This window comes from Pseudomonas sp. GL-B-19, from assembly GCF_019956415.1.
Taxonomy (GTDB): Bacteria; Pseudomonadota; Gammaproteobacteria; order Pseudomonadales; family Pseudomonadaceae; genus Aquipseudomonas.
The window spans coordinates 14294-36788 of sequence record NZ_JAHBDK010000043.1; the positions used below are offsets into that span (position 1 = coordinate 14294).

Annotated in this window: 17 protein-coding genes; 3 read left to right on the plus strand and 14 right to left on the minus strand. The window is 56.9% G+C overall.

Features of this window, described 5'->3' with window-relative positions; translation table 11 throughout:
• The 13 genes from nuoC to KGB06_RS18485 all read right to left on the minus strand — a co-directional run bounded on the left by nuoC (position 1) and on the right by KGB06_RS18485 (position 17459).
• A complete protein-coding gene (gene nuoC, locus KGB06_RS18425) occupies positions 1-1785 on the minus strand; it encodes an NADH-quinone oxidoreductase subunit C/D (RefSeq protein ID WP_223518227.1) in 1785 nt (594 codons plus the stop codon).
• 72 nt (positions 1786-1857) lie between these two features.
• A complete protein-coding gene (locus KGB06_RS18430; protein WP_007946424.1) occupies positions 1858-2532 on the minus strand; it encodes a NuoB/complex I 20 kDa subunit family protein in 675 nt (224 codons plus the stop codon).
• A gap of 10 nt (positions 2533-2542) precedes the next feature.
• Positions 2543-2956 (minus strand): NADH-quinone oxidoreductase subunit A, encoded by a 414-nt coding sequence (locus tag KGB06_RS18435; RefSeq protein WP_003223812.1) that lies wholly within the window; start codon positions 2954-2956, stop codon positions 2543-2545.
• A 620-nt stretch (positions 2957-3576) separates the two neighbouring features.
• The gene (aceA, locus tag KGB06_RS18440; RefSeq protein WP_007946425.1) at positions 3577-4902 is read right to left on the minus strand and encodes an isocitrate lyase; all 1326 of its coding nucleotides are present in this window, start codon (positions 4900-4902) and stop codon (positions 3577-3579) included.
• A 474-nt stretch (positions 4903-5376) separates the two neighbouring features.
• Positions 5377-6138, minus strand: a complete 762-nt coding sequence (locus KGB06_RS18445) for a secretin N-terminal domain-containing protein (RefSeq protein WP_223518229.1) — start codon at positions 6136-6138, stop codon at positions 5377-5379.
• A 161-nt stretch (positions 6139-6299) separates the two neighbouring features.
• Positions 6300-6725, minus strand: a complete 426-nt coding sequence (locus tag KGB06_RS18450) for a GNAT family N-acetyltransferase (RefSeq protein WP_223518245.1) — start codon at positions 6723-6725, stop codon at positions 6300-6302.
• Entirely contained in the window at positions 6718-7887 is a 1170-nt protein-coding gene (locus tag KGB06_RS18455; protein WP_223518247.1) for a cupin domain-containing protein, read from the minus strand. The genes KGB06_RS18450 and KGB06_RS18455 overlap by 8 nt, the downstream gene beginning before the upstream one ends.
• A gap of 86 nt (positions 7888-7973) precedes the next feature.
• The gene (purB, locus tag KGB06_RS18460) at positions 7974-9344 is read right to left on the minus strand and encodes an adenylosuccinate lyase (protein ID WP_150778306.1); all 1371 of its coding nucleotides are present in this window, start codon (positions 9342-9344) and stop codon (positions 7974-7976) included.
• Positions 9345-9468: 124 nt separating this feature from the next.
• A complete protein-coding gene (gene hflD, locus KGB06_RS18465; protein ID WP_223518249.1) occupies positions 9469-10092 on the minus strand; it encodes a high frequency lysogenization protein HflD in 624 nt (207 codons plus the stop codon).
• Positions 10089-11222, minus strand: a complete 1134-nt coding sequence (gene mnmA, locus KGB06_RS18470; protein ID WP_223518251.1) for a tRNA 2-thiouridine(34) synthase MnmA — start codon at positions 11220-11222, stop codon at positions 10089-10091. The genes hflD and mnmA overlap by 4 nt, the downstream gene beginning before the upstream one ends.
• 59 nt (positions 11223-11281) lie before the next feature.
• Entirely contained in the window at positions 11282-11728 is a 447-nt protein-coding gene (locus KGB06_RS18475) for an NUDIX hydrolase (protein WP_223518254.1), read from the minus strand.
• A 342-nt stretch (positions 11729-12070) separates the two neighbouring features.
• Positions 12071-14689 carry a M66 family metalloprotease gene (locus tag KGB06_RS18480; protein ID WP_223518262.1) on the minus strand — a complete coding sequence of 873 codons (2619 nt, stop codon included), beginning with the start codon at positions 14687-14689 and terminating at the stop codon, positions 12071-12073.
• Positions 14690-15233: 544 nt separating this feature from the next.
• Positions 15234-17459 (minus strand): NADP-dependent isocitrate dehydrogenase, encoded by a 2226-nt coding sequence (locus tag KGB06_RS18485; RefSeq protein ID WP_223518274.1) that lies wholly within the window; start codon positions 17457-17459, stop codon positions 15234-15236.
• Between the two features lie 493 nt (positions 17460-17952).
• Here KGB06_RS18485 and icd point away from each other — a divergent pair, with 493 nt between their 5' ends.
• Positions 17953-19209, plus strand: a complete 1257-nt coding sequence (gene icd, locus KGB06_RS18490) for an NADP-dependent isocitrate dehydrogenase (RefSeq protein WP_223518276.1) — start codon at positions 17953-17955, stop codon at positions 19207-19209.
• A gap of 62 nt (positions 19210-19271) precedes the next feature.
• Here icd and KGB06_RS18495 read toward each other — a convergent pair whose 3' ends face one another.
• Positions 19272-19547 carry a cold shock domain-containing protein gene (locus KGB06_RS18495; protein ID WP_223518279.1) on the minus strand — a complete coding sequence of 92 codons (276 nt, stop codon included), beginning with the start codon at positions 19545-19547 and terminating at the stop codon, positions 19272-19274.
• 225 nt (positions 19548-19772) lie between these two features.
• Between KGB06_RS18495 and clpS the strand changes: the two genes are divergently transcribed.
• Positions 19773-20156: an ATP-dependent Clp protease adapter ClpS gene (gene clpS / locus KGB06_RS18500; protein ID WP_020799529.1), complete on the plus strand. Its 384-nt coding sequence runs from the start codon at positions 19773-19775 to the stop codon at positions 20154-20156.
• A 30-nt stretch (positions 20157-20186) separates the two neighbouring features.
• Positions 20187-22457 carry an ATP-dependent Clp protease ATP-binding subunit ClpA gene (gene clpA / locus KGB06_RS18505; protein WP_046032479.1) on the plus strand — a complete coding sequence of 757 codons (2271 nt, stop codon included), beginning with the start codon at positions 20187-20189 and terminating at the stop codon, positions 22455-22457.
• Positions 22458-22495: the final 38 nt, after the last annotated feature.

The following is a 22495-nucleotide window of genomic DNA, read 5'->3' on the forward strand; positions in this document are numbered from 1 at the left end:
TTAGCGGTCCACGTCGGCCATAACGAAATCGATACTACCCAGGTACGCGATCAAGTCCGCGACCATGCTGCCTTTGATCACCGAAGGGATCTGCTGCAAGTGCGGGAAGCTTGGGGTACGAATCCGGGTGCGGTAGCTCATGGTGCCGCCATCGCTCGTCAGGTAATAACTGTTGATGCCCTTGGTCGCTTCGATCATCTGGAAGGATTCGTTGGCCGGCATGACCGGGCCCCACGAAACTTGCAGGAAGTGCGTGATCAGGGTCTCGATGTGTTGCAGGGTGCGCTCTTTCGGCGGCGGCGTGGTCAGCGGGTGATCCGCCTTGTACGGGCCTTCCGGCATGTTGCGCATGCACTGGTCGATGATCTTGATGCTCTGGCGCATTTCTTCGACGCGCACGATGCAGCGATCGTAGGCATCGCCATTTGCGGCCAGCGGCACTTCGAATTCGAAGTTCTCATAACCGGAGTACGGACGCGCCTTGCGCAGGTCGAAGTCGCAACCGGTGGCGCGCAGGCCGGAACCAGTGACACCCCATTCCAGGGCTTCCTTGGTGTTGTAGTCGGCGACGCCGATGGTCCGGCCACGCAGGATGCTGTTGTCCAGGGCGGCTTTCTGGTATTCGTCCAGACGCTTTGGCATCCACTCGACGAAGTCTTTCACCAGTTTTTCCCAGCCGCGCGGCAGGTCGTGAGCGACGCCACCAATGCGGTACCAGGCCGGGTGCAGACGGAAACCGGTAATGGCTTCGATCACCGTGTACGCCTTCTGACGGTCGGTGAACGTGAAGAACACCGGGGTCATGGCGCCGACGTCCTGGATGTATGTGCCCAGGAACAGCAGGTGGCTGGTGATCCGGAAGAATTCGGCCATCATGATGCGGATGACGTCGACCTTCTCCGGCACCTTGATGCCGGCCAGCTTCTCGACCGAGAGCACGTACGGCAGGTTGTTCATCACGCCGCCGAGGTAGTCGATACGGTCGGTGTACGGGATGAAACTGTGCCAGGACTGACGCTCGGCCATCTTCTCGGCACCACGGTGGTGGTAGCCAACGTCCGGCACGCAGTCGACGATCTCTTCACCGTCCAGCTGCAGGATGATGCGGAACGCACCGTGCGCGGAAGGGTGGTTAGGGCCGAGGTTGAGGAACATGTAGTCCTCGTTCGCACCGGAACGCTTCATACCCCAGTCTTCAGGCTTGAAGCGCGCGGCTTCTTCCTCAAGCTGTTGCTTGGCGAGGTTCAGGGTGAACGGGTCGAACTCGGTGGCACGGGCCGGGAAGTCCTTGCGCAGCGGGTGACCTTCCCAGGTCGGCGGCATCATGATGCGGGTCAGGTGCGGGTGGCCGGCAAAGTTGATGCCGTACATGTCCCACACTTCACGCTCGTACCAGTTGGCGTTCGGCCAGATGCCGGTCACGGTCGGCACGCTGAGGTCGCTCTCGGACAAGGCGACCTTGATCATTACGTCACTATTACGTTCGATCGACATCAAGTGATAAAACACAGTGAAGTCGACGCCGTTAGGCAGCCCTTGACGCTTGGTGCGCAGACGCTCGTCCACGCCGTGCAGGTCATAGAGCATGACGTACGGCTTAGGCAGGTTACGCAGGAAGGTCAGGACTTCGACGAGTTTGGCACGCGCAACCCAAAGCACCGGCATGCCGGTGCGGGTTGGCTGGGCGGTGAACGCCTCGGGGCCAAAACGGTTGTTCAGTTCGACGACCACATCCTGGTCGTCTGCCTTGTAAGGCGGGATGTACAGAGCACTGCCTGTAGTCATGGTTATTTATCGCTTTCGGTCAACGTAAAGAATGAAGCCAGGTTCTCGTTCTATAAAAGAAGCAGGTCTGGATCAGACTTCGTCGGGGCTGCGCAGGTTGGTGACTGCGATTCGCTGTTCGCGGCGCTTTTCCTTCTCGGAAGGCATCTCGGCGCGGTATACGCCTTGATCGCCGACGACCCAGGAAAGCGGGCGACGCTCCTGTCCAATCGACTCTTGCAAGAGCATCAAGCCTTGCAGAAAAGCTTCAGGACGGGGCGGGCAGCCAGGCACGTAGACGTCCACGGGCAGGAACTTGTCCACCCCTTGAACGACAGAGTAGATGTCGTACATGCCACCGGAGTTGGCGCACGAACCCATGGAAATAACCCATTTAGGTTCGAGCATTTGCTCGTAGAGACGCTGAATGATCGGCGCCATCTTGATGAAGCAGGTACCGGCGATAACCATGAAATCCGCCTGACGCGGCGATGCCCGGATAACCTCGGCGCCGAAGCGCGCGATGTCGTGGGGCGCCGTGAAGGCGGTGGTCATTTCCACGTAGCAGCACGAAAGACCGAAGTTATACGGCCACAGGGAGTTCTTGCGCCCCCAGTTGATCGTGCCGTTAAGCACGTCTTCGAGCTTGCCCATGAAAATGTTTTTGTGGACTTGATCTTCTAACGGATCGGAAACGGTTTCCCGTTCGCCAATCGGATACTGCTCGTTAGGAGCATCGGGGTCGATCCTGGTGAGATTGTATTGCATTGCCAAAGCCTCATTGTTTCAGCTTCGCTTGTCGCTTACGACGAGCTTCCGGAGCCCAGTCAAGGGCGCCCACTCGGAATAGGTAGACAAGGCCTGCCAACAGAATTGCTATGAAAACGAGAGCTTCGACGAATCCGGTCCAGCCGCTTTCGCGGACGGACACAGACCATGCAAAGAGAAAAAGGGCTTCGATATCGAAGATCACGAAGAGCATCGCGACGAGATAGAATTTGGCTGAGAGCCGCAGACGGGCGCCACCTGTAGGCAGCATGCCGGATTCAAACGGTTCGTTTTTGCTGCGACCCCAGGCTTTTGACCCGAGGAGGCTGGAGACGCCGAGCATGAAGGCGCATAGGCCGACGACGCCCAGAAGGAAAATGGCAAAGCCCCAGTTGTGGGCCATGAGTCCTGTCGCTTCGGGCATGCTGGTAATCCTTAACAGAGAGCAAAGGTCTCTGAGCTTGAAAAAGTAACAACGCAGTGACGATATGTCGCAGCAATCAATCCCGCTGATTTTATGGCTAAACACCCAGCAAGTAAAATTCCTATAGCGAAATTATTTATAGGATTAAGGACATAGCGCACCTCCAAAGCCCCGCAGCCCATGCATGGCGGGCATTAGCCGGCTTTTCATCAATATTGTTTTGTCGGAAATGTAACGAACATAGTTGCGCCTAAATGATAATCAATATTGTTTGTGATGGTTTTTAAACTGATTAGCGGGGTAAGAGTCGGGAAGTTGTCTTTTTTGCGCGTTACTGCAAGTAGCGGCAGTGAATGTTTTAGCGGATTTTTCTGACAACGATATCGCGCTGGATCAATGTTTTGCCGCAACACAGAGAGTGTAGGAGCTGGCTTGCCAGCGAATAGGTCCGACAGTCATGCGCTGAATGAACGGACGCCTTCGCTGGCAAGCCAGCTCCTACAAGGATGGGTGAAATCGCAGGCAAAAAAACGCCCCGGACCAGTCGGGGCGTCAGATGTGCAGCGTTGCGGTTAGCTTTCTATCCGGTCCGCAACGGCCGTTTACTCAGGCGAAGCAGATCAGTGGAACTGTTCTTCTTCAGTCGAACCGGTCAGTGCGGTTACCGAAGACGAGCCACCTTGAATCACAGTGGTCATGTCGTCGAAGTAGCCGGTGCCCACTTCCTGCTGGTGAGCCACGAAGGTGTAGCCCTTCGAAGCGTCAGCGAACTCCTGCTCTTGCAGCTTCACGTAGGCAGTCATGTCGTTGCGGGCGTAGTCGTGCGCCAGGTTGAACATGCTGTGCCACATGTTGTGAATGCCGGCCAGGGTGATGAACTGGTGCTTGTAACCCATGGCGGACAGTTCGCGCTGGAACTTGGCGATGGTCGCGTCGTCCAGGTTTTTCTTCCAGTTGAAGGAAGGCGAGCAGTTGTACGACAGCAGTTGGTCCGGGTATTCCTTTTTGATCGCTTCAGCGAAGCGGCGAGCCTCGTCCAGATCCGGCTTGGCGGTTTCGCACCAGATCAGATCGGCGTACGGAGCGTAAGCCAGGCCGCGAGCGATGGCCTGGTCCAGACCGGCGCGCACTTTGTAGAAGCCTTCCTGGGTACGTTCGCCGGTCACGAATGGCTGGTCGTACGGGTCGCAGTCGGACGTCAGCAGGTCAGCTGCGTTAGCGTCGGTACGGGCCAGGATGATGGTCGGAGTACCGGCAACGTCAGCTGCCAGACGGGCAGCGGTCAGCTTCTGTACGGCTTCCTGGGTAGGAACCAGTACCTTGCCGCCCATGTGGCCGCATTTTTTCACGGAGGCCAGTTGGTCTTCGAAGTGAACGCCGGCGGCGCCTGCTTCGATCATGCTCTTCATCAGCTCGTAAGCGTTCAGTACGCCGCCGAAACCGGCTTCAGCGTCAGCCACGATTGGAGCGAAGTAGTCGATGTAACCTTCGTCGCCCGGGCCTTTGCCGGCTTTCCACTGGATCTGGTCAGCACGACGGAACGAGTTGTTGATGCGCTTGACCACGGTTGGAACCGAGTCCACCGGGTACAGCGACTGGTCTGGGTACATCGATTCGGCGGAGTTGTTGTCCGCGGCTACTTGCCAGCCCGACAGGTAGATCGCCTGGATACCGGCTTTGACTTGTTGTACAGCCTGGCCGCCGGTCAGGGCGCCCATGCAGTTGACGAAATCTTTCTCGGGACGGAAGGAAGGCTTGGCGCCCTGGGTGACCAGGTTCCACAGCTTCTCGGCGCCCAGTTTTGCAAAGGTGTGCTCAGGTTGAACCGAGCCACGCAGGCGGACGACGTCAGCAGCGGAGTAAGCGCGTGTCACGCCTTTCCAGCGTGGGTTTTCAGCCCAATCTTTTTCGAGGGCTGCAATTTGCTGTTCGCGTGTCAGTGCCATGGAGATAAACCTCGTCGCGTCTTTTACGGAAAGTTGTTCTGCGGTGGAAAATTCATGCGCTCGCTGACCAGAAGCTTGGGTGGTCAAGTCGGATTCGGCGGGGTAGCGACGGGATGAACGATGGGCTCGAGGGGAAGTGAGCAGGTAAGGGCAAGCTGTTGAGCGCATTCGGGCATCGTGGGCCTTGGTGCGAACCTCAGTGTAGTGCCGGGTTACCTAATTACGCTTCCGTCCCTCGGGACAACTTCGTTCCAGTCGGCAACCTCGTCAAACACACCTTGTGGGCGGTACAGACACGAAGCGGCTCGCGGGATAGGTGCGAGCATCGCTTCGAAGGCCCTTGCCAGGGCCCCTGATTAGCGGGAGCGAGGCCATCATGCCTTTGCTTTTTTCGATCGTCAAACGTTTTGTAGTGCTTTTTTTCAGGCACTACATCTTTGGTCTAATACGACTAATCAGTCAGTTTCCGGTGCTTTAGTCCAAAGTATCGACTTTCACCCGCAGGGTCATGTCATCCCGGCCCTGAGTCGCATAGCTGCGGGTCCTGGCCTGTTTGTCGGCCAGGTTCTGCTGGTTGACGCCGGCCAGCGTAATCCATTCGCCGAGGCGGCCTGTGACGGTTGTGTCGGTACTTTGTACGTTCACTACATCGGAACGTTCCTGGCTAATGCGGTCACGATTGGTGCTGATCGCCAAGTGAACGATTTCACCGGTGACGCTGGCGGTGACGTAGAAGCCCTGAGTGACGTTGCGGTATTCGGGGCGGCTGCGCAAATCACCGTAAGAGTCGGTCTGCGCGCTCGTGAGCGGAACGCTCTGGCCGACCTGAATCAGTGCAGGTGTGCCTTCGCTGGCCTGAATCTGCTGGACTCCGCCGTCACGGCTGGCGGTGCTGCGATGGATGATTCGGGTCTGGTTCGGCTTGGCGCCGTTTACCGAGTAACCCTGATTGTCCTGGTAGTTGTTGTCACTGGTGTCGACGGTGATCAGCAGGCGCTTGGCGGCGACATCGAGTTGGCCGATCAGGGCTTTAAGTTCGTCGATCTTGCGTTGATCCGCGTTGACGATCAGCTGATTGCCATAAGCGCTGACCTGGCCTTCGTTGCCAATGAAATCCTGCGCCACGGACAGCAAGTCGGCGCTGGTGCGGAAGTTCAGGGGTACGATTTCGGTGGCGGCCATGGCTGAAAAACTGCAGGTCAGTAGCAGGGTGGTGAGCAGTGTGCGTAGGGACATATCCGTTATCTCCGACTTCTAATGCCTTGATAGTGCCAGTTTGTCGGCCCGGCGTGGCGCAAGTTGAATCGTAGACAGCAAAACGCCCCGGCATCCGAAAATGGCGGGGCGTTTTGTGGTGTTCTCTGTGGCGAGGGGGCAAGCCCCCTCACCACAGGGTTTCAGGCCGAGTGACGCACCATGTCCACATGCGGAATCCCGGCTTCCAGGAATTCCTCGCTGAGAATGTGAAAACCCAGGCGCTCATAGAACGCCGTTGCCTGAACCTGCGCGCTGAGCATTTGCTGCTTCAGTCCACGCTTCTCGGCTTCACCAATCACCGCATGCATCAGCGCATCGCCGACCTTCAGGCCGCGCCAGTCCTTGAGCACCGAAACCCGGCCGATGTGACCATCGGGCAGCAGGCGAGCAGTGCCAATCGGAAAGTCGCCTTCGAAGGCCAGGAAATGCACCGCGGTGGCGTCATCGGCATCCCATTCCAGCTCGGGCGGAACGGATTGCTCGGCGATGAATACCGTCTCACGAATGCGCCGGATCTCGGCGTTATCCTTTTGCCAGTCTGCGACACTTACGTGAATTTTATTCATCAGCAAACCCCAGGCTTCCTTGCTTGATCAGTTCGCACAGCAGGCCGCGACCGTCTTCGTCGGCCAGCCACTCGCCAAGGTTGTCGATGTGCAGCGCATCGGCGGCGCAGATCAATTTCAGCAGTTCGCGCAGCTTGCCCGGCAGATAACGGCTCTGGCCGCTGGCGAACAGCAGCAGGTCGTCATCGACTTCGGACCAGGCAAGGCGAGCGCTTGGGTTGCGGATCAAGACTGCACCTTGCTCAAGGCTGGCGAGCAGGTCGTCTTCCTCGATTTCTTCCGGACCTACCACGAGTTCCGGGTAGCGCGGCTCGGTCATGAACTGGCCGAACCAGGTCAACAGCAGGCGCTCGTCGCTCATGTGCTCGGCCAGCAGGGCTTTGAGCCGATCAAGGGCATCGTGCTGGATCTGGTGTGGATCAGCCGCGGGCAGCGCGTCGGCGTCGGTGTAGCGCTCTTCGTCCGTCAGGAACTGGCTGAGGAAGTCGGTGAAGTGGGTCAGCACTTCAGCGGCGCTCGGCGCGCGGAAACCGACGGAGTACGTCATGCAGTCATCGACGGCCACGCCGCAGTGGGCCAGGCGTGGTGGCAGATACAGCATGTCGCCCGGTTCCAGGATCCACTCATCGGTGGCTTCGAAGTCAGCGAGGATGCGCAGGTCTGCGTGTGGCAGCAGGGCGCTCTCGGAGTTGCACATCTGGCCAATTTTCCAGTTGCGCTTGCCGTGGCCTTGCAGCAGGAATACATCGTAGTTGTCGAAGTGCGGACCGACGCTGCCACCTGGGGCGGCGAAGCTGATCATCACGTCGTCGACGCGCCAGCTCGGCAGAAAGCGGAACTGTTCCAGCAGTTCGCTGACTTCAGGCACAAACTGATCGACCGCTTGTACCAGCAAGGTCCACTCGCGTTCCGGCAGTTTGCTGAATTCGTCTTCCGCGAACGGGCCGCGGCGCAATTCCCAAGGACGCTCGCCGTGCTCGATCACCAGGCGCGATTCGACTTCTTCTTCCAGTGCCAGACCGGCCAGTTCGTCGGCGTCGATCGGGCTTTCGAAATCAGGAATCGCCTGGCGGATCAGCAGCGGTTTTTTCTGCCAGTAGTCGCGCAGGAATTCACGCGCCGTGATGCCGCCCAGAAGTTGAAGAGGAATATCAGGATTCATGTGTAACCTATTGAAAAAAAGCACTTTTGAGACGGGAATAAAAACGCCCGGCGCGGCCGGGCGTTTCAAACATGTCCAGCGGTCAATCAGATGCGTTTGGCTTGCTCTACAGCGTTACCGATGTAGTTCGCCGGGGTGAGCAGTTTCAGCTCGGCCTTGGCGGCGGCTGGCATGTCCAGGCCGTCGATGAAAGTTTGCAGCGCTTCTGGGCTGATGCCCTTGCCGCGCGTCAATTCTTTCAGTTTTTCGTACGGGTTTTCGATGTTGTAACGGCGCATCACAGTCTGTATCGGCTCGGCCAAAACTTCCCAGCATGCATCCAGGTCAGCAGCGATTTTCTGAGCGTTGAGCTCAAGCTTGCTGATGCCTTTGAGGCTCGCTTCGTACGCGATCACGCTGTGGGCGAAGCCGACACCGAGGTTGCGCAGTACGGTAGAGTCTGTCAGGTCACGCTGCCAGCGGGAGATTGGCAGCTTGCTCGCCAAGTGCTGGAACAGTGCGTTGGCGATGCCCAGGTTGCCTTCGGAGTTTTCGAAGTCGATCGGGTTGACCTTGTGCGGCATGGTCGACGAGCCGATTTCGCCAGCGATGGTGCGCTGTTTGAAATAACCCAGGGAGATGTAGCCCCAGATGTCGCGGTCGAAGTCGATCAGGATGGTGTTGAAGCGCGCGATAGCGTCGAACAGCTCGGCAATGTAGTCGTGCGGTTCGATTTGCGTGGTGTACGGGTTGAAGCCCAGACCCAGTTCGTCTTCGATGAAGGCGCGGGCGTTTTCTTCCCAGTCGATCTCAGGGTAGGCCGACAGGTGAGCGTTGTAGTTGCCGACAGCGCCGTTGATCTTGCCCAGCAGCGGAACGGCAGCGACCTGAGCGATTTGACGCTCCAGACGGTAAACCACGTTCGCCAGCTCTTTGCCCAGGGTGGTCGGCGAAGCCGGCTGACCGTGGGTGCGCGATAGCATTGGCACGTCAGCGAAGCGGATGGCCAGTTCGCGGATGGCTTCGGCGGTTTGGCGCATCAGCGGCAGCATCACGTCATCACGGCCTTCGCGCAGCATCAGGGCGTGGGACAGGTTGTTGATGTCCTCGCTGGTGCAGGCAAAGTGGATGAATTCGCTGACGGCAGCCAGTTCCGGCAGTTTGGCCGCTTGCTCTTTGAGCAGGTATTCAATGGCTTTAACGTCGTGGTTGGTGGTGCGCTCGATCTCTTTGACGCGCTCGGCGTGTTCCAGAGAAAAGTTTTCCGCCAGGGTGTTCAGCACAGCGTTGGCTTCGGCGGAGAACGCCGGTACTTCGCTGATGGCAGAGTGAGCGGCCAGACGCTGGAGCCAGCGTACTTCAACCAGGACGCGAGCACGGATCAGACCGTATTCGCTGAAAATCGGGCGCAGGGCCTGGGTTTTGCCGGCGTAGCGGCCGTCAACAGGGGAAACCGCAGTGAGCGAAGAAAGCTGCATGGGGTGTTCTCGGACAGTCGGGCAACGAAATGGGGCGCGTATCATACATGAAAAAATCCGCCGGTCCGTTGCCAACTGACCGGCGTATTACGCGTAATGCAGAGTAAATAGTTGTCTGCGCGACTTATTCGTTACGCATCAAGGGGTAAAGCTCTTTCAGCAACTTGCGGCGGCTGATCACCAGTTGCCAACGATGTCCGCCCAACTGCCGCCACAGGCGCGCCGAGCGAATCCCGGCCAGCAACAGGGCGCGGATTTTCGAGGCATTGCTCGGCTGCTGCAGGTTGCGCATGTCGCCGTGGACCTGAATCCGTTGGCGCAAGGTGCTCAGGGTGTCCTGGTACAGCGCGCCGCATGCGGCGATCACGTTTTCATGGGCTGGGCCGAAGTGTTCGACCTGGGATTGGATCTGCGGCAAGCGCTTGCCAATCACCTCCAGCATGTCGCCGCGCTTGGCCAGCTGACGCTCCAGGCCCAGCATCGCCAGTGCGTAACGCAAGGGCTCACGCTGAAGGGCGCTCGGGTCACGCTCAAGTGCGCCGACCAGGGCGCGATAACCTTCGCGCAGATTGATGTCATCACCGCCGTAGACTTCCAGCGTGTCCTTGGGGTCGCGAATCAGCAGGCTGCCGAGCATGCAGGTCAGGCCGGCTTCAGAGGTCTGGCCGCTCTTGGCAATCTTGTCGACGAGGACGGCGGCGAGAAACACGCCGCCCAGCGCCGTCAGTTGCTCCTGGGTCGGGCTCATTGTTGCTGGCCTTTGCTGGTCCATGGCTCGGCAATTTCGATCACTCCGCCTCCCAGGCAGATTTCACCGTCATAGAACACCACGGACTGGCCTGGGGTGACCGCGCGTTGCGGGTCATCGAAGGTTGCGCGGTAGCCGGTGGCGGTTTTCTCCAGCGTGCACGGCTGATCGCTCTGGCGATAGCGGACCTTGGCGGTCAGCTTGCGCGGTGCGGTCAAATCAATCGGGTTGACCCAATAGATGTCCGAGGCGAGCAGGGCACGGGAGAAGAGGTAAGGATGGTCATTGCCCTGGCCAACGATCAGCTCGTTGTGTTCCAGGTCCTTGATCAGCACGTACCACGGCTCGTCACTGGCGTCTTTCAAGCCGCCGATGCCCAGGCCCTGGCGCTGGCCGATGGTGTGGTACATCAAACCGTGGTGACGGCCGATCACTTCGCCTTCGGTGGTCTTGATTTCGCCGGGTTGCGCGGGCAGGTACTGCTTGAGAAAGTCGCTGAAGCGGCGTTCGCCGATGAAGCAGATGCCGGTGGAGTCCTTTTTCTTCGCAGTCGCCAGCTCGTATTTCTCGGCAATCGCGCGCACTTCGGGCTTTTCCAGTTCGCCGACCGGGAACAGGGTCTTGGCGATCTGTTCGCCGCCAACGGCGTGCAGGAAGTAGCTCTGGTCTTTGTTCGCGTCCAGGCCCTTGAGCAATTCGGTGCGGCCATCGATATCGCGGCGGCGCACGTAGTGGCCGGTGGCGATCAGGTCGGCACCCAGCATCATGGCGTAGTCGAGGAACGCCTTGAACTTGATCTCGCGGTTGCACAGGATGTCCGGGTTTGGCGTGCGCCCGGCCTTGTATTCGGCCAGGAAGTGCTCGAACACGTTGTCCCAGTACTCGGCGGCGAAGTTGGCGGTGTGCAGTTTGATACCAATTTTGTCGCACACGGCTTGAGCGTCCGCCAGGTCGTCCATGGCGGTGCAGTATTCCGTTCCATCGTCTTCTTCCCAGTTCTTCATGAACAGGCCTTCCACCTCGTAGCCCTGCTCGATCAGCAGGAGGGCGGAAACGGAAGAGTCCACGCCGCCGGACATACCGACAATGACGCGCTTCTTTTGTGTGTCAGAAGGGGCTGGATCACGCATAGGGATTCAATGAGTGTCTTGAAAAAGGACGCGATTCTAACAGGCCGGAGCCCGCAAGGCTAAAGAGAAGGGCGGATCAGTTCGAGACCGAAGTGTTTACCGTCCAGATAATCATCAATGCAGCGGATGATCAGCTCACTGCGCCAGTTTGCGCGCTGTTCCAGCAGTTCGTCACGCGTCAGCCACTTGGCGCCGACGATGCCGTCATCCAGCTGATAGTCCGGGTGGTGTTTGAGCGGTTTTGCGATGAAACAGACCCGTTGGTAAGTCACGCCGTTGCTGGGGGCGGTGTAGAGGTAAATGCCGACGACGCCGGTCGGCTCGACGTCCCAGCCGGTTTCTTCGAGGGTTTCGCGGATGGCGGCTTCGGTCAGCGTTTCGTCCGGGTCCAGGTGGCCGGCCGGTTGATTGAGCACAACGCGGCCGTGTTTGAGTTCTTCGACCATCAGGAAGCGACCGTTGTCTTCGACGATGGTGGCGACAGTGATGTGGGGTAGCCAATCCATGAAATGCCCTCAATTTTGATTGTTGAAACACGAACCCTGTAGGGGCTGGCTTGCCAGCGAAGGCGTCAGGTCAGTCAATAGAGATGTTAAATGATTAGCCGCTGTCTCGGGTAAAGCCGACCAAGAGCGGTCATTTACCGGTGTCAACCTGACGTCTGTTCGGGTTTCGAAGTCAGAGTTGTCGATTCAGAAGTCCCGCTGGGCTTTAAAGGTCGTTCGTTACGAAGATAGCTGAACAAAACAACGCGAGCCCGTGAGGCGATGGCCTCACAGGTTGGCTGGTAAAACAGAGCACTAGGCTAATAAGTGAGCGCCTGACATGTGCCCTGTGCGGACAAAGCCCTACTCACCATTAATCGTGTAAGTAAGGTCTGTTTCAGCTGGCGCAATACTTTGCTGAAGTACGATATCACCATTGCAAACAAGCGTTACCGTACGTGGGTGGACAGACTCCGCGATGTTAATGTGGAATTTGTTCATCACGTTGCTCTGTAAACGATTATTAGGCAGCTTGAAACGCTGAACGCCATTCTCGGATTCCACCCACAGCTGGCAGTCGGTTGAGGTCAGCGTGCTGCTGTCATCTGCATAAAGAAAGCCATAGGCTCCGTGCAAGGCGGGGTAAATGTAGCTTTGCAGTTCTCCTTGCGGATCGAAATAACCAACCAATGTCGTGACGGGTACGCCAGACGCTTGTGGGCGACGTTCAACACTCAGATCTTTCAGCTGCACTCGTTCGCTCCAGCGATCGCCATCAGAAATGTAGTATTTCTTGACCCCCTGCGATAGCTGAATGCTCAGGCCATTAATGTAAAGCTGTGTGTTATAGGTAGCATTATGATCAATAGTGATAACACGTTGATTATTTGCCTGTGAGGCTGGCGGAACATGAATGGACGAAGCCCAGTTGCCATCCCACATCGCTACATTGAGTACCTGGTAGTTGGCCAGCAGACTAATCAAATTAGATTCGGTCAGGTTGTTGGTGGGTGCAGTGACCCGCGTCATGCTCATATCCAAAACAATGCATTCACTCCAGATCGAACCGTTCGAAATATAATTGGTTTTCAAACCTCGGACTACTGAAATGACCTGGCCGTTGATATAGAGCTGGCTGTTGTACCCGGCCCGATGATCGACGCTTATCACACATTGATTGTTGGCCTGAGAGGCAGGTGGAACAAAGATGGATTGGGTCCAGTTCCCATCCTCCATAAACACCTTTACCATTTGACTCTTATTGAATAGCGCCGAGAGGGTGTCTTCACTCAGGTCGTTATTAGAAGCAGTGATCGGTCTGACGATGTCAAGCCTGTGATCATAGTGCTCCATGCGCTGGGTGGCCGGATCCCATTTGCGAAAACCTGTGGGTGAGTCGGACGCGAATACCACTTTGCTTTCCAGAAACGCCTGGATGATTGTCGCCGTGTATGGGGTGTAAAGAGTGTAGCGGTTAAGCCGGGACATCGGCTCGCCACCGGCCATCGAATCACGCCCGAAAGCCCGACCATGGAAGGGCGGTTGGCATGTGCCTTCATGGCAAGCGTCCTGATCGGTGGATGTCGGCCAGAAGTTGGGGATGAACTTACAATGGTTCGAGTCCCATCCCCAGGTTGAGTTGATCTCGTTGGCAGCTTGGTGCACAGAACCGTTAAAGCCGCCAGGGAAGTGCCCCAACCCATAATTGTGCCCCAGTTCATGGCTAAACTCGTTACCCAATGAACTGTCGAGGGTCACCATGCCCGCGCCACCCGAACCACCATGCACCTGAATACCGTTGGAGTATTTTCCCTGGCTGTTGTGAGCTGTGAGTTGAGCGGCTGTATAAGGGGTCCATTCGCCTCGGCCTGCCGAGCAGTTGACACCGTAGTTAGCATGGTTGATACCGAGTGAGATCAGTTCCTTGCCAATAACCCCCCGCATTGTGCCGCTATGCCATCCCCCCTCGCTCGGATCAAAATCCGTGAGCAACGTACCATCAGCTAACATCACCTCGGGTAGATAGAGCGACTGATACTGGCTCACAATCATGCGTGTCACCGGGACTGTCTGGAAATATTCCCTGTGTGCATTGGGATCCTTTGCAAAGGCGTAAGCGTCACGCGGCGCCGTGAGCATGCCGATGTCGATGGTATTGATGAGCAGCTCGGTGGTGGCGCCGACCCATATATCATTCAATTGCCCAGTCAAACTGTCGCTGTCAAAGCGCAGGTTAATGCCGGGCTTGATCCACTCGGCTGGAATTTCGACACTCCAGGTGTTTTCGGCATAGATGATCCCTTGGTTTTCCAGCTCGCCATCACGGACCCATCGTCCTGAGATAAACTTGAACTGATGGGCCTGTCCCACAGAGATCGATACCTCCTGATCTCTGTATAAAATAATCGAGTTGTAGCCGGCGCTGGACCGGGCACGCACCACCTTTCCTTCCAGGGTCGAACTGTTTGGCAGGTAAATATCTCTCACCCAGTTGCCATCTGAGGTTTGAATCTCGACCAAGGCGTTTTGTTGCAGCTTTTCCAGCAGGAAATTCCCGGACGGATCTCCCAGTTTATTAATTTCGCTGCCGCGGTTGATCGTGTAAGTGGAGCCTGGTGGCGGAGTGAAATCTATCTCATCATCCGGTAAATCATCAATGTAGTAGGCCGTTTTAGGCAGTTGATCAGGGCTGTTCAGTATTAGCGGGCCAAACTGTGTCCCATCGCTGTTGGTAATCGTGACCTGCAAAGTATTAACGCTGCTCAACGGTTTTACCATGAGTAAGGTTTTGCGCTTTGCAATTAGATGAGGCTGGCGGTCGTCGGGCTTGGGCGATGCCGGAAAGATTTGGCTTTGGGCGAACTTGATATTGGCCGCAAGTGTCCCCTGCAAGTCATTGGAGGGTTCATTGGTGTTGAAAACCAGTTTATCTGCACTCATTACAGTGTTGTCGTTCTGCACGACTTGGTTTTTCGGTTGCATGACTAAACCTCCTGATTAGGACTCTAATTTTCCTGAACAGCACATGGCGCACTGCTTGAGTTTTATCCTAGAGTTGTCAGTTGGTTGAATTCAATGTTGTTGCGAGTCTGAAATCGGATAGCCAAATACATTTGAATTTATGCGGGGTAGTGCAATACTCAAGTTTTTTTGAGTGTCTTGAATCGAATGATGAGTGTATTTTATTTATACCAACTGAAGCTGGATGGAAATAAATTAGTCCATAAAACTCTGTCTAGAGTTCGTCCAATTAGTCTGTGTGTTTACTTTAATTGCAGCCTGCACGCGGGTAGCTACGGTGAAGTCCAGAAAGAACGTCGGCAGCGCCAGGATATGAATCGAGAAAAAAGAAAAGCGCCGACGTTGCCGCCGGCGCTTCGATATTGCGATGTATCACGATGTGTTTTTGCATCAAAAAGGTTTGATGCAAAAATACCTTTAAACACCGGCCCTTGAGGGCGCCCGCTCACAAACGATATACCTCAGGTATACGTTCAGTGACCGGGCTTCTTGCATCCTTACAACCTTAAACCAGCGCAGCAACTGCTGCGTTGAAGGTTGCGCTCGGACGCATGGCTTTGCTGATCAGCTCGGCATCGGCGTGGTAGTAACCACCGATGTCCACTGGCTTGCCCTGAACGGCGTTGAGCTCGGCAACGATGGTTGCTTCGTTCTCGGCCAGGGTTTTGGCCAGAGTCGTGAACTGCGCTTGCAGTGCCGCGTCTTCAGTCTGGGCCGCCAGGGCTTGAGCCCAGTACAGCGCCAGGTAGAAGTGGCTGCCGCGGTTGTCGATGTTGCCGACTTTGCGCGATGGCGACTTGTTGTTGTCCAGGAACTGGCCGGTGGCCTGATCCAGGGTCTTGGCCAGAACCAGCGCCTTAGGGTTGTTGTAGGTCACACCCAGGTGCTCAAGGGAAGCGGCCAGGGCCAGGAACTCGCCCAGGGAATCCCAGCGCAGGAAGTTTTCTTCCAGCAGTTGTTGAACGTGCTTCGGTGCGGAACCGCCAGCGCCGGTTTCGAACAGACCGCCGCCATTCATCAGCGGAACGATCGACAGCATCTTGGCGCTGGTGCCCAGTTCCATGATCGGGAACAGGTCAGTCAGGTAGTCGCGCAGTACGTTGCCGGTCACCGAAATGGTGTCCTTGCCTTCGCGAGTGCGGTCCAGGGTGAACTTCATCGCGTCGACTGGTGCCATGATCTGGATGTCCAGGCCGGACGTATCGTGATCCTTCAGGTAAGCCTGAACTTTCTCGATCACTACGCCGTCGTGAGCGCGCATCGGGTCCAGCCAGAAAATCGCTGGCGTGCTGCTTGCGCGAGCGCGGTTGACGGCCAGTTTGACCCAGTCCTGGATTGGCGCGTCTTTGGTCTGGCACATGCGGAAGATGTCGCCGGCTTCAACCGATTGCTCCAGCAGCAGGGTGCCTTTGCTGTCGGTAACGCGGACAACGCCGTTGGCCTTGATCTGGAAGGTCTTGTCGTGCGAACCGTACTCTTCGGCTTTTTTCGCCATCAGACCAACGTTTGGCACGCTGCCCATGGTGGTTGGGTCGAAAGCGCCGTTTGCCTTGCAGTCTTCGATGACCGCCTGGTAGATGGTCGCGTAGCAGCGATCCGGGATCACAGCCTTGGTGTCGTGCAGCTGGCCGTCAGTGCCCCACATTTTGCCGGAGTCACGGATCATTGCCGGCATCGAGGCGTCGACGATGACGTCGCTCGGCACGTGCAGGTTGGTGATGCCTTTGTCGGAGTTGACCATGGCCAGCGACGGACGAGCGGCGTAGACCGCCTGAATGTCGGCTTCGATGGCAGCTTGCTGTTCAGCCGGCAGGGCTTTGATGCGAGCGTACAGGTCGCCGATGCCGTTGTTCAGGTTGAACCCGATCTGTGCCAGCACGTCAGCGTGCTTGGCCAGTGCGTCTTTATAGAACTCGGCAACGATCTGGCCGAACATGATCGGGTCGGAGACCTTCATCATGGTGGCTTTGAGGTGAACCGACAGCAGCACGCCTTTGGCTTTGGCGTCTTCGATCTCGGCAGCAATGAAGCTGCGCAGAGCGTTTTTGCTCATGACCGCGCAATCGAGAATCTCACCGGCTTGTACGGTGGTTTTTTCTTTCAGGACGGTGGTAGTGCCGTCTTGAGCGATCAGTTCGATTTTGACGGCGTCAGCGGCTTCGATCAGGGCAGCTTTTTCGCTGCCGTAGAAATCACCGGTGCTCATGTGCGCGACGTGAGACTTGGAGTCCGCAGCCCAGGCGCCCATTTTGTGCGGGTGCTTGCGCGCGTAGTTCTTGACCGACAGCGGTGCGCGACGATCGGAGTTGCCTTCGCGCAGAACCGGGTTCACGGCGCTGCCCTTGATTTTGTCGTAGCGCGACTTGGCGAGCTTGTCGGCGTCGCTGGTCACGGTTTCCGGGTAGTCAGGAAGTGCGAAACCCTGGGCTTGCAGTTCTTTGATTGCCGCTTGCAGCTGCGGAACAGAGGCGCTGATGTTTGGCAGCTTGATGATGTTGGCTTCAGGCGTAACGGCCAGGTCGCCCAGTTCGGCGAGGTGGTCGGCTACGGCTTTGTCACCCAGTTGCTCGGGGAAGCTGGCCAGAATGCGTCCTGCAAGAGAGATATCGCGGGTTTCAACGGCGATATCAGCCGAGGCGGTGAACGCCTCTACGATAGGCAACAGTGAATAGGTGGCGAGGGCTGGGGCTTCGTCGGTGAAGGTATAGATGATCTTCGAGCGGGTGGGCATATTCGGATTAACTCTCTCTTCTTTGCTAAAGCGTGCGCAGAAACTCGAGGGGCGCCGGGTAAGCGCGTTCGTTCAAAGTCATCCATGAGCCGAATATCGAGATTTCGTTGCTGTGATGTTGGGTGCATCAGTAGGGCGTCAAGCGTTCGGGCTGCGGTAACAGACCGGCTTTTCCGGCGGAAAGGCTCATCATAGAGCCGTCCAGCCTTCGTGACCCTTTAGTCAGCGGCGGCATTATACATAGGTAGCTGGCAATCTGCCGATGGTTCATGCATGACAATTCTCGTCCATTGGTCTAAAGGTCGCAGGGGCGAGTGGGGCGTAGAGTCATTCGTCGTGCTTGAGTTTGGCGCTTTTCCCTTTGCTTTCAGGCTTGTAGCCCGCGAGTCATGCAGCTTTGCGGCAGATGGATGGAACATAGGGTTTGCGCGCCGATTTAACTGGGTTACGCTCGAACGAAGCCAGATGTTCAATCCAAACAATGGAGTTCAGCATGGGATACAAGAAGATTCAGGTTCCAGCCGTCGGCGACAAAATCACCGTCAATGCGGACCATTCTCTCAATGTTCCTAACAACCCGATCATTCCCTTCATCGAAGGCGATGGTATTGGTGTTGATATCAGCCCGGTCATGATCAAGGTTGTCGATGCTGCTGTTAAGAAGGCTTACGGCGGCGAGCGCAAAATTTCCTGGATGGAAGTCTACGCCGGGGAGAAAGCGACTCAGGTTTACGATCAGGACACCTGGCTACCTCAGGAAACCCTGGACGCGGTCAAGGATTACGTGGTTTCCATCAAGGGCCCTCTGACCACTCCGGTCGGTGGCGGCATTCGTTCCCTGAACGTGGCCCTGCGTCAGCAACTCGACCTTTATGTGTGCCTGCGCCCTGTGCGCTGGTTCGAAGGCGTGCCTAGCCCGGTGAAAAAGCCAGGCGACGTCGACATGACGATCTTCCGTGAGAACTCGGAAGACATCTACGCCGGTATCGAGTGGAAAGCCGGTTCGCCAGAAGCGACCAAAGTCATCAAGTTCCTCAAAGATGAAATGGGTGTCACCAAGATCCGTTTCGACGAAAACTGCGGTATCGGCATCAAGCCGGTTTCGCTGCAAGGCACCAAGCGTCTGGCGCGCAAGGCCTTGCAGTATGTGGTCGACAACGATCGCGACTCGCTGACCATCGTGCACAAAGGCAACATCATGAAGTTCACCGAAGGTGCCTTCAAGGAATGGGCCTACGAAGTGGCCGCTGAAGAGTTCGGCGCGACCCTGCTCGACGGTGGTCCGTGGATGCAGTTCAAGAACCCGAAAACCGGCAAGAATGTCATCGTCAAGGATGCCATCGCCGACGCCATGCTCCAGCAGATCCTGCTGCGCCCGGCCGAGTACGATGTAATCGCGACCCTGAACCTGAACGGCGACTACCTCTCCGACGCACTGGCGGCAGAAGTGGGCGGTATCGGTATTGCACCGGGCGCCAACCTGTCCGACACCATTGCCATGTTCGAAGCGACCCACGGTACTGCGCCGAAGTACGCCGGCAAGGATCAGGTCAACCCGGGTTCGCTGATCCTGTCTGCTGAAATGATGCTGCGCCACATGGGCTGGACCGAAGCGGCGGATCTGATCATCAAGGGCACCAACGGAGCGATCTCCGCCAAGACCGTGACCTATGACTTCGAACGTCTGATGGATGGGGCGACGCTGCTGTCTTCGTCTGCGTTTGGTGATGCGCTGATCTCGCATATGTAAGCGAATCGGCACTAAAAAAACCGCCTTCGGGCGGTTTTTTTATGACTGGATGACGGGTTGCGTCAGCTCGACACTTTTTCTTCTTCGATAATAGGCACTGCCCGTTCGGTTTCTGCAGCCGTGATTTTTACGGCATGCAGCCCTTTGGGGCCCTGCACGATATCGAAGTTTACAGCTTGCCCAGCCTTGAGCGTTTTGTAGCCGTCCATCTCGATGGCCGAATAGTGGGCAAAGAAATCGATGTCCTTGCCATCCTCGTCACGACCTTCTCTGGCGTCGGTGTTAATGAAACCGAATCCCTTGGCATTGTTGAACCATTTCACCTTGCCGACTGACATGCTCATATCCCTCTGCAACAGACTCCATCACTGGAGTATCATCCAGTACATCCGCAGCCGGTCTCTATAATTAATATTGACTCCGCGGACCTTTTTTACCCACTGTGGGCTCTATTGGTTGTAACACCGTTTTTCCGATAGTCAAGGTGACCGGGCGGTCAGTGTTGAAATCGTCCATAACCGCCCCCACCACTGTATTAGCACAACTGACGAACCTTTCTTTCCATGCATGCAATCAGCCAGATTCGACTAACATTCAATCAGGATCGCCCGACTCTCCAGAAAGATCGCCCGGAGGAACACGACGACGATTCCGCAGGCATTGCTGTTCAGGAGGCGAAGCCTGCGTTACAGGCACCGCCGATGTACAAGGTGGTTTTGTTCAACGATGACTACACACCGATGGATTTCGTCGTCGAAGTGCTCGAGGTGTTTTTTAACCTGAATCGCGAGCTGGCGACCAAGGTCATGCTGGCCGTCCATACAGAAGGACGGGCAGTATGTGGAGTGTTTACCCGCGACATTGCCGAGACAAAGGCCATGCAGGTCAACCAGTACGCCAGGGAAAGCCAGCATCCGCTACTCTGTGAAATCGAGAAGGACGGTTAATCGCCGACCACTTGGGTATGAGGTGAAGCTATGTTAAACCGCGAGCTCGAAGTCACCCTCAATCTAGCCTTCAAGGAGGCTCGTTCGAAGCGTCATGAGTTCATGACTGTCGAACATCTCCTGCTGGCCCTATTGGACAATGAGGCTGCCGCCACCGTTTTGCGTGCCTGCGGCGCAAACCTCGACAAACTCAAGCATGACCTGCAGGAGTTCATCGACTCCACCACGCCATTGATCCCCGTTCATGATGAGGATCGCGAAACCCAGCCAACCCTGGGCTTCCAGCGTGTACTGCAGCGTGCTGTTTTCCACGTACAGAGCTCGGGCAAGCGTGAAGTGACTGGCGCCAACGTGCTGGTCGCCATTTTCAGTGAGCAAGAGAGTCAGGCAGTGTTCCTGCTGAAACAGCAGAGCGTTGCGCGCATTGATGTCGTCAACTACATCGCTCATGGCATTTCCAAAGTGCCTGGGCATGGCGATCACTCTGAAGGTGAGCAAGATATGCAGGACGACGAGGGCGGTGAGTCTTCTTCTTCTGGCAATCCTCTGGATGCTTATGCCAGCAACCTCAATGAACTCGCGCGCCAGGGTCGAATCGATCCATTGGTAGGCCGTGAGCTGGAAGTCGAGCGCGTTGCGCAGATTCTGGCGCGTCGCCGAAAAAACAATCCGCTGCTGGTGGGCGAGGCGGGCGTGGGTAAAACCGCGATTGCCGAAGGCCTGGCCAAACGCATTGTCGACAACCAGGTGCCGGACCTGCTGGCCAACAGCGTGGTGTACTCCCTCGACTTGGGCGCGTTGCTGGCCGGGACCAAATACCGTGGCGATTTCGAGAAGCGCTTCAAGGCGCTGCTCAATGAGCTGAAAAAACGTCCGCAGGCGATCCTGTTCATCGACGAAATCCACACCATTATCGGTGCGGGTGCCGCGTCAGGTGGCGTCATGGATGCCTCGAACCTGCTCAAGCCGCTACTGTCCTCGGGTGATATCCGTTGCATCGGTTCGACCACGTTCCAGGAGTTTCGCGGGATCTTCGAGAAGGACCGTGCCTTGGCCCGGCGCTTCCAGAAGGTCGATGTGTCGGAGCCTTCGGTGGAAGACACCATTGGCATCCTGCGCGGCCTGAAAGGTCGTTTCGAAGCGCACCACAACATCGAATACAGTGATGAGGCGCTGCGTGCGGCTGCTGAGCTGGCTTCGCGTTACATCAATGACCGGCACATGCCGGACAAGGCCATCGACGTCATCGACGAGGCGGGCGCCTATCAGCGTCTGCAACCGATCGAGAAGCGCGTAAAACGCATCGAAGTGCCTCAAGTCGAGGACATCGTTGCGAAAATCGCGCGGATTCCGCCTAAGCACGTCACCAGTTCCGACAAAGAACTGCTGCGTAACCTTGAGCGTGACCTGAAGCTGACCGTATTTGGCCAGGATGCCGCCATCGACTCGTTGTCGACGGCGATCAAACTGTCCCGTGCCGGCCTCAAATCGCCTGACAAGCCTGTCGGTTCGTTCCTGTTCGCAGGGCCGACCGGTGTCGGTAAAACCGAAGCGGCGCGTCAGCTGGCCAAGGCGTTGGGCATCGAGCTGGTTCGCTTCGACATGTCCGAGTACATGGAGCGCCACACCGTATCGCGTCTGATCGGTGCGCCTCCAGGTTACGTCGGGTTCGATCAGGGCGGACTGCTGACCGAAGCCATCACCAAGCAGCCTCACTGCGTGCTGTTGCTCGATGAAATCGAGAAGGCGCATCCGGAAGTCTTCAACCTGCTGCTGCAGGTCATGGACCACGGTACGCTGACCGATAACAACGGGCGCAAAGCGGATTTCCGTAACGTGATCGTCATCATGACGACCAACGCCGGTGCCGAAACAGCGGCGCGTGCTTCGATCGGTTTCACCCATCAGGACCACTCGTCCGATGCGATGGAAGTGATCAAGAAGAGCTTCACGCCAGAGTTCCGCAACCGTCTGGACACCATTATCCAGTTTGGTCGCCTCAGCCATGAGGTCATCAAAAGCGTGGTGGACAAGTTCCTCACCGAGCTTCAGGCGCAGCTGGAAGACAAGCGCGTGCAGCTGGAAGTGACGGACGCAGCGCGCAGCTGGCTGGCAGCGGGTGGCTACGACACAGCAATGGGTGCGCGTCCAATGGCGCGTTTGATCCAGGACAAGATCAAGCGTCCACTGGCCGAAGAGATCCTCTTTGGCGAACTGGCCGACCATGGCGGTGTGGTGCATATCGATCTGAAGGACGGCGAGCTGACCTTCGAGTTCGAGACCACGGCTGAAATGGCCTGACGTTAAATCGCGACAAAGCAAAAGGCGCCGAGAGGCGC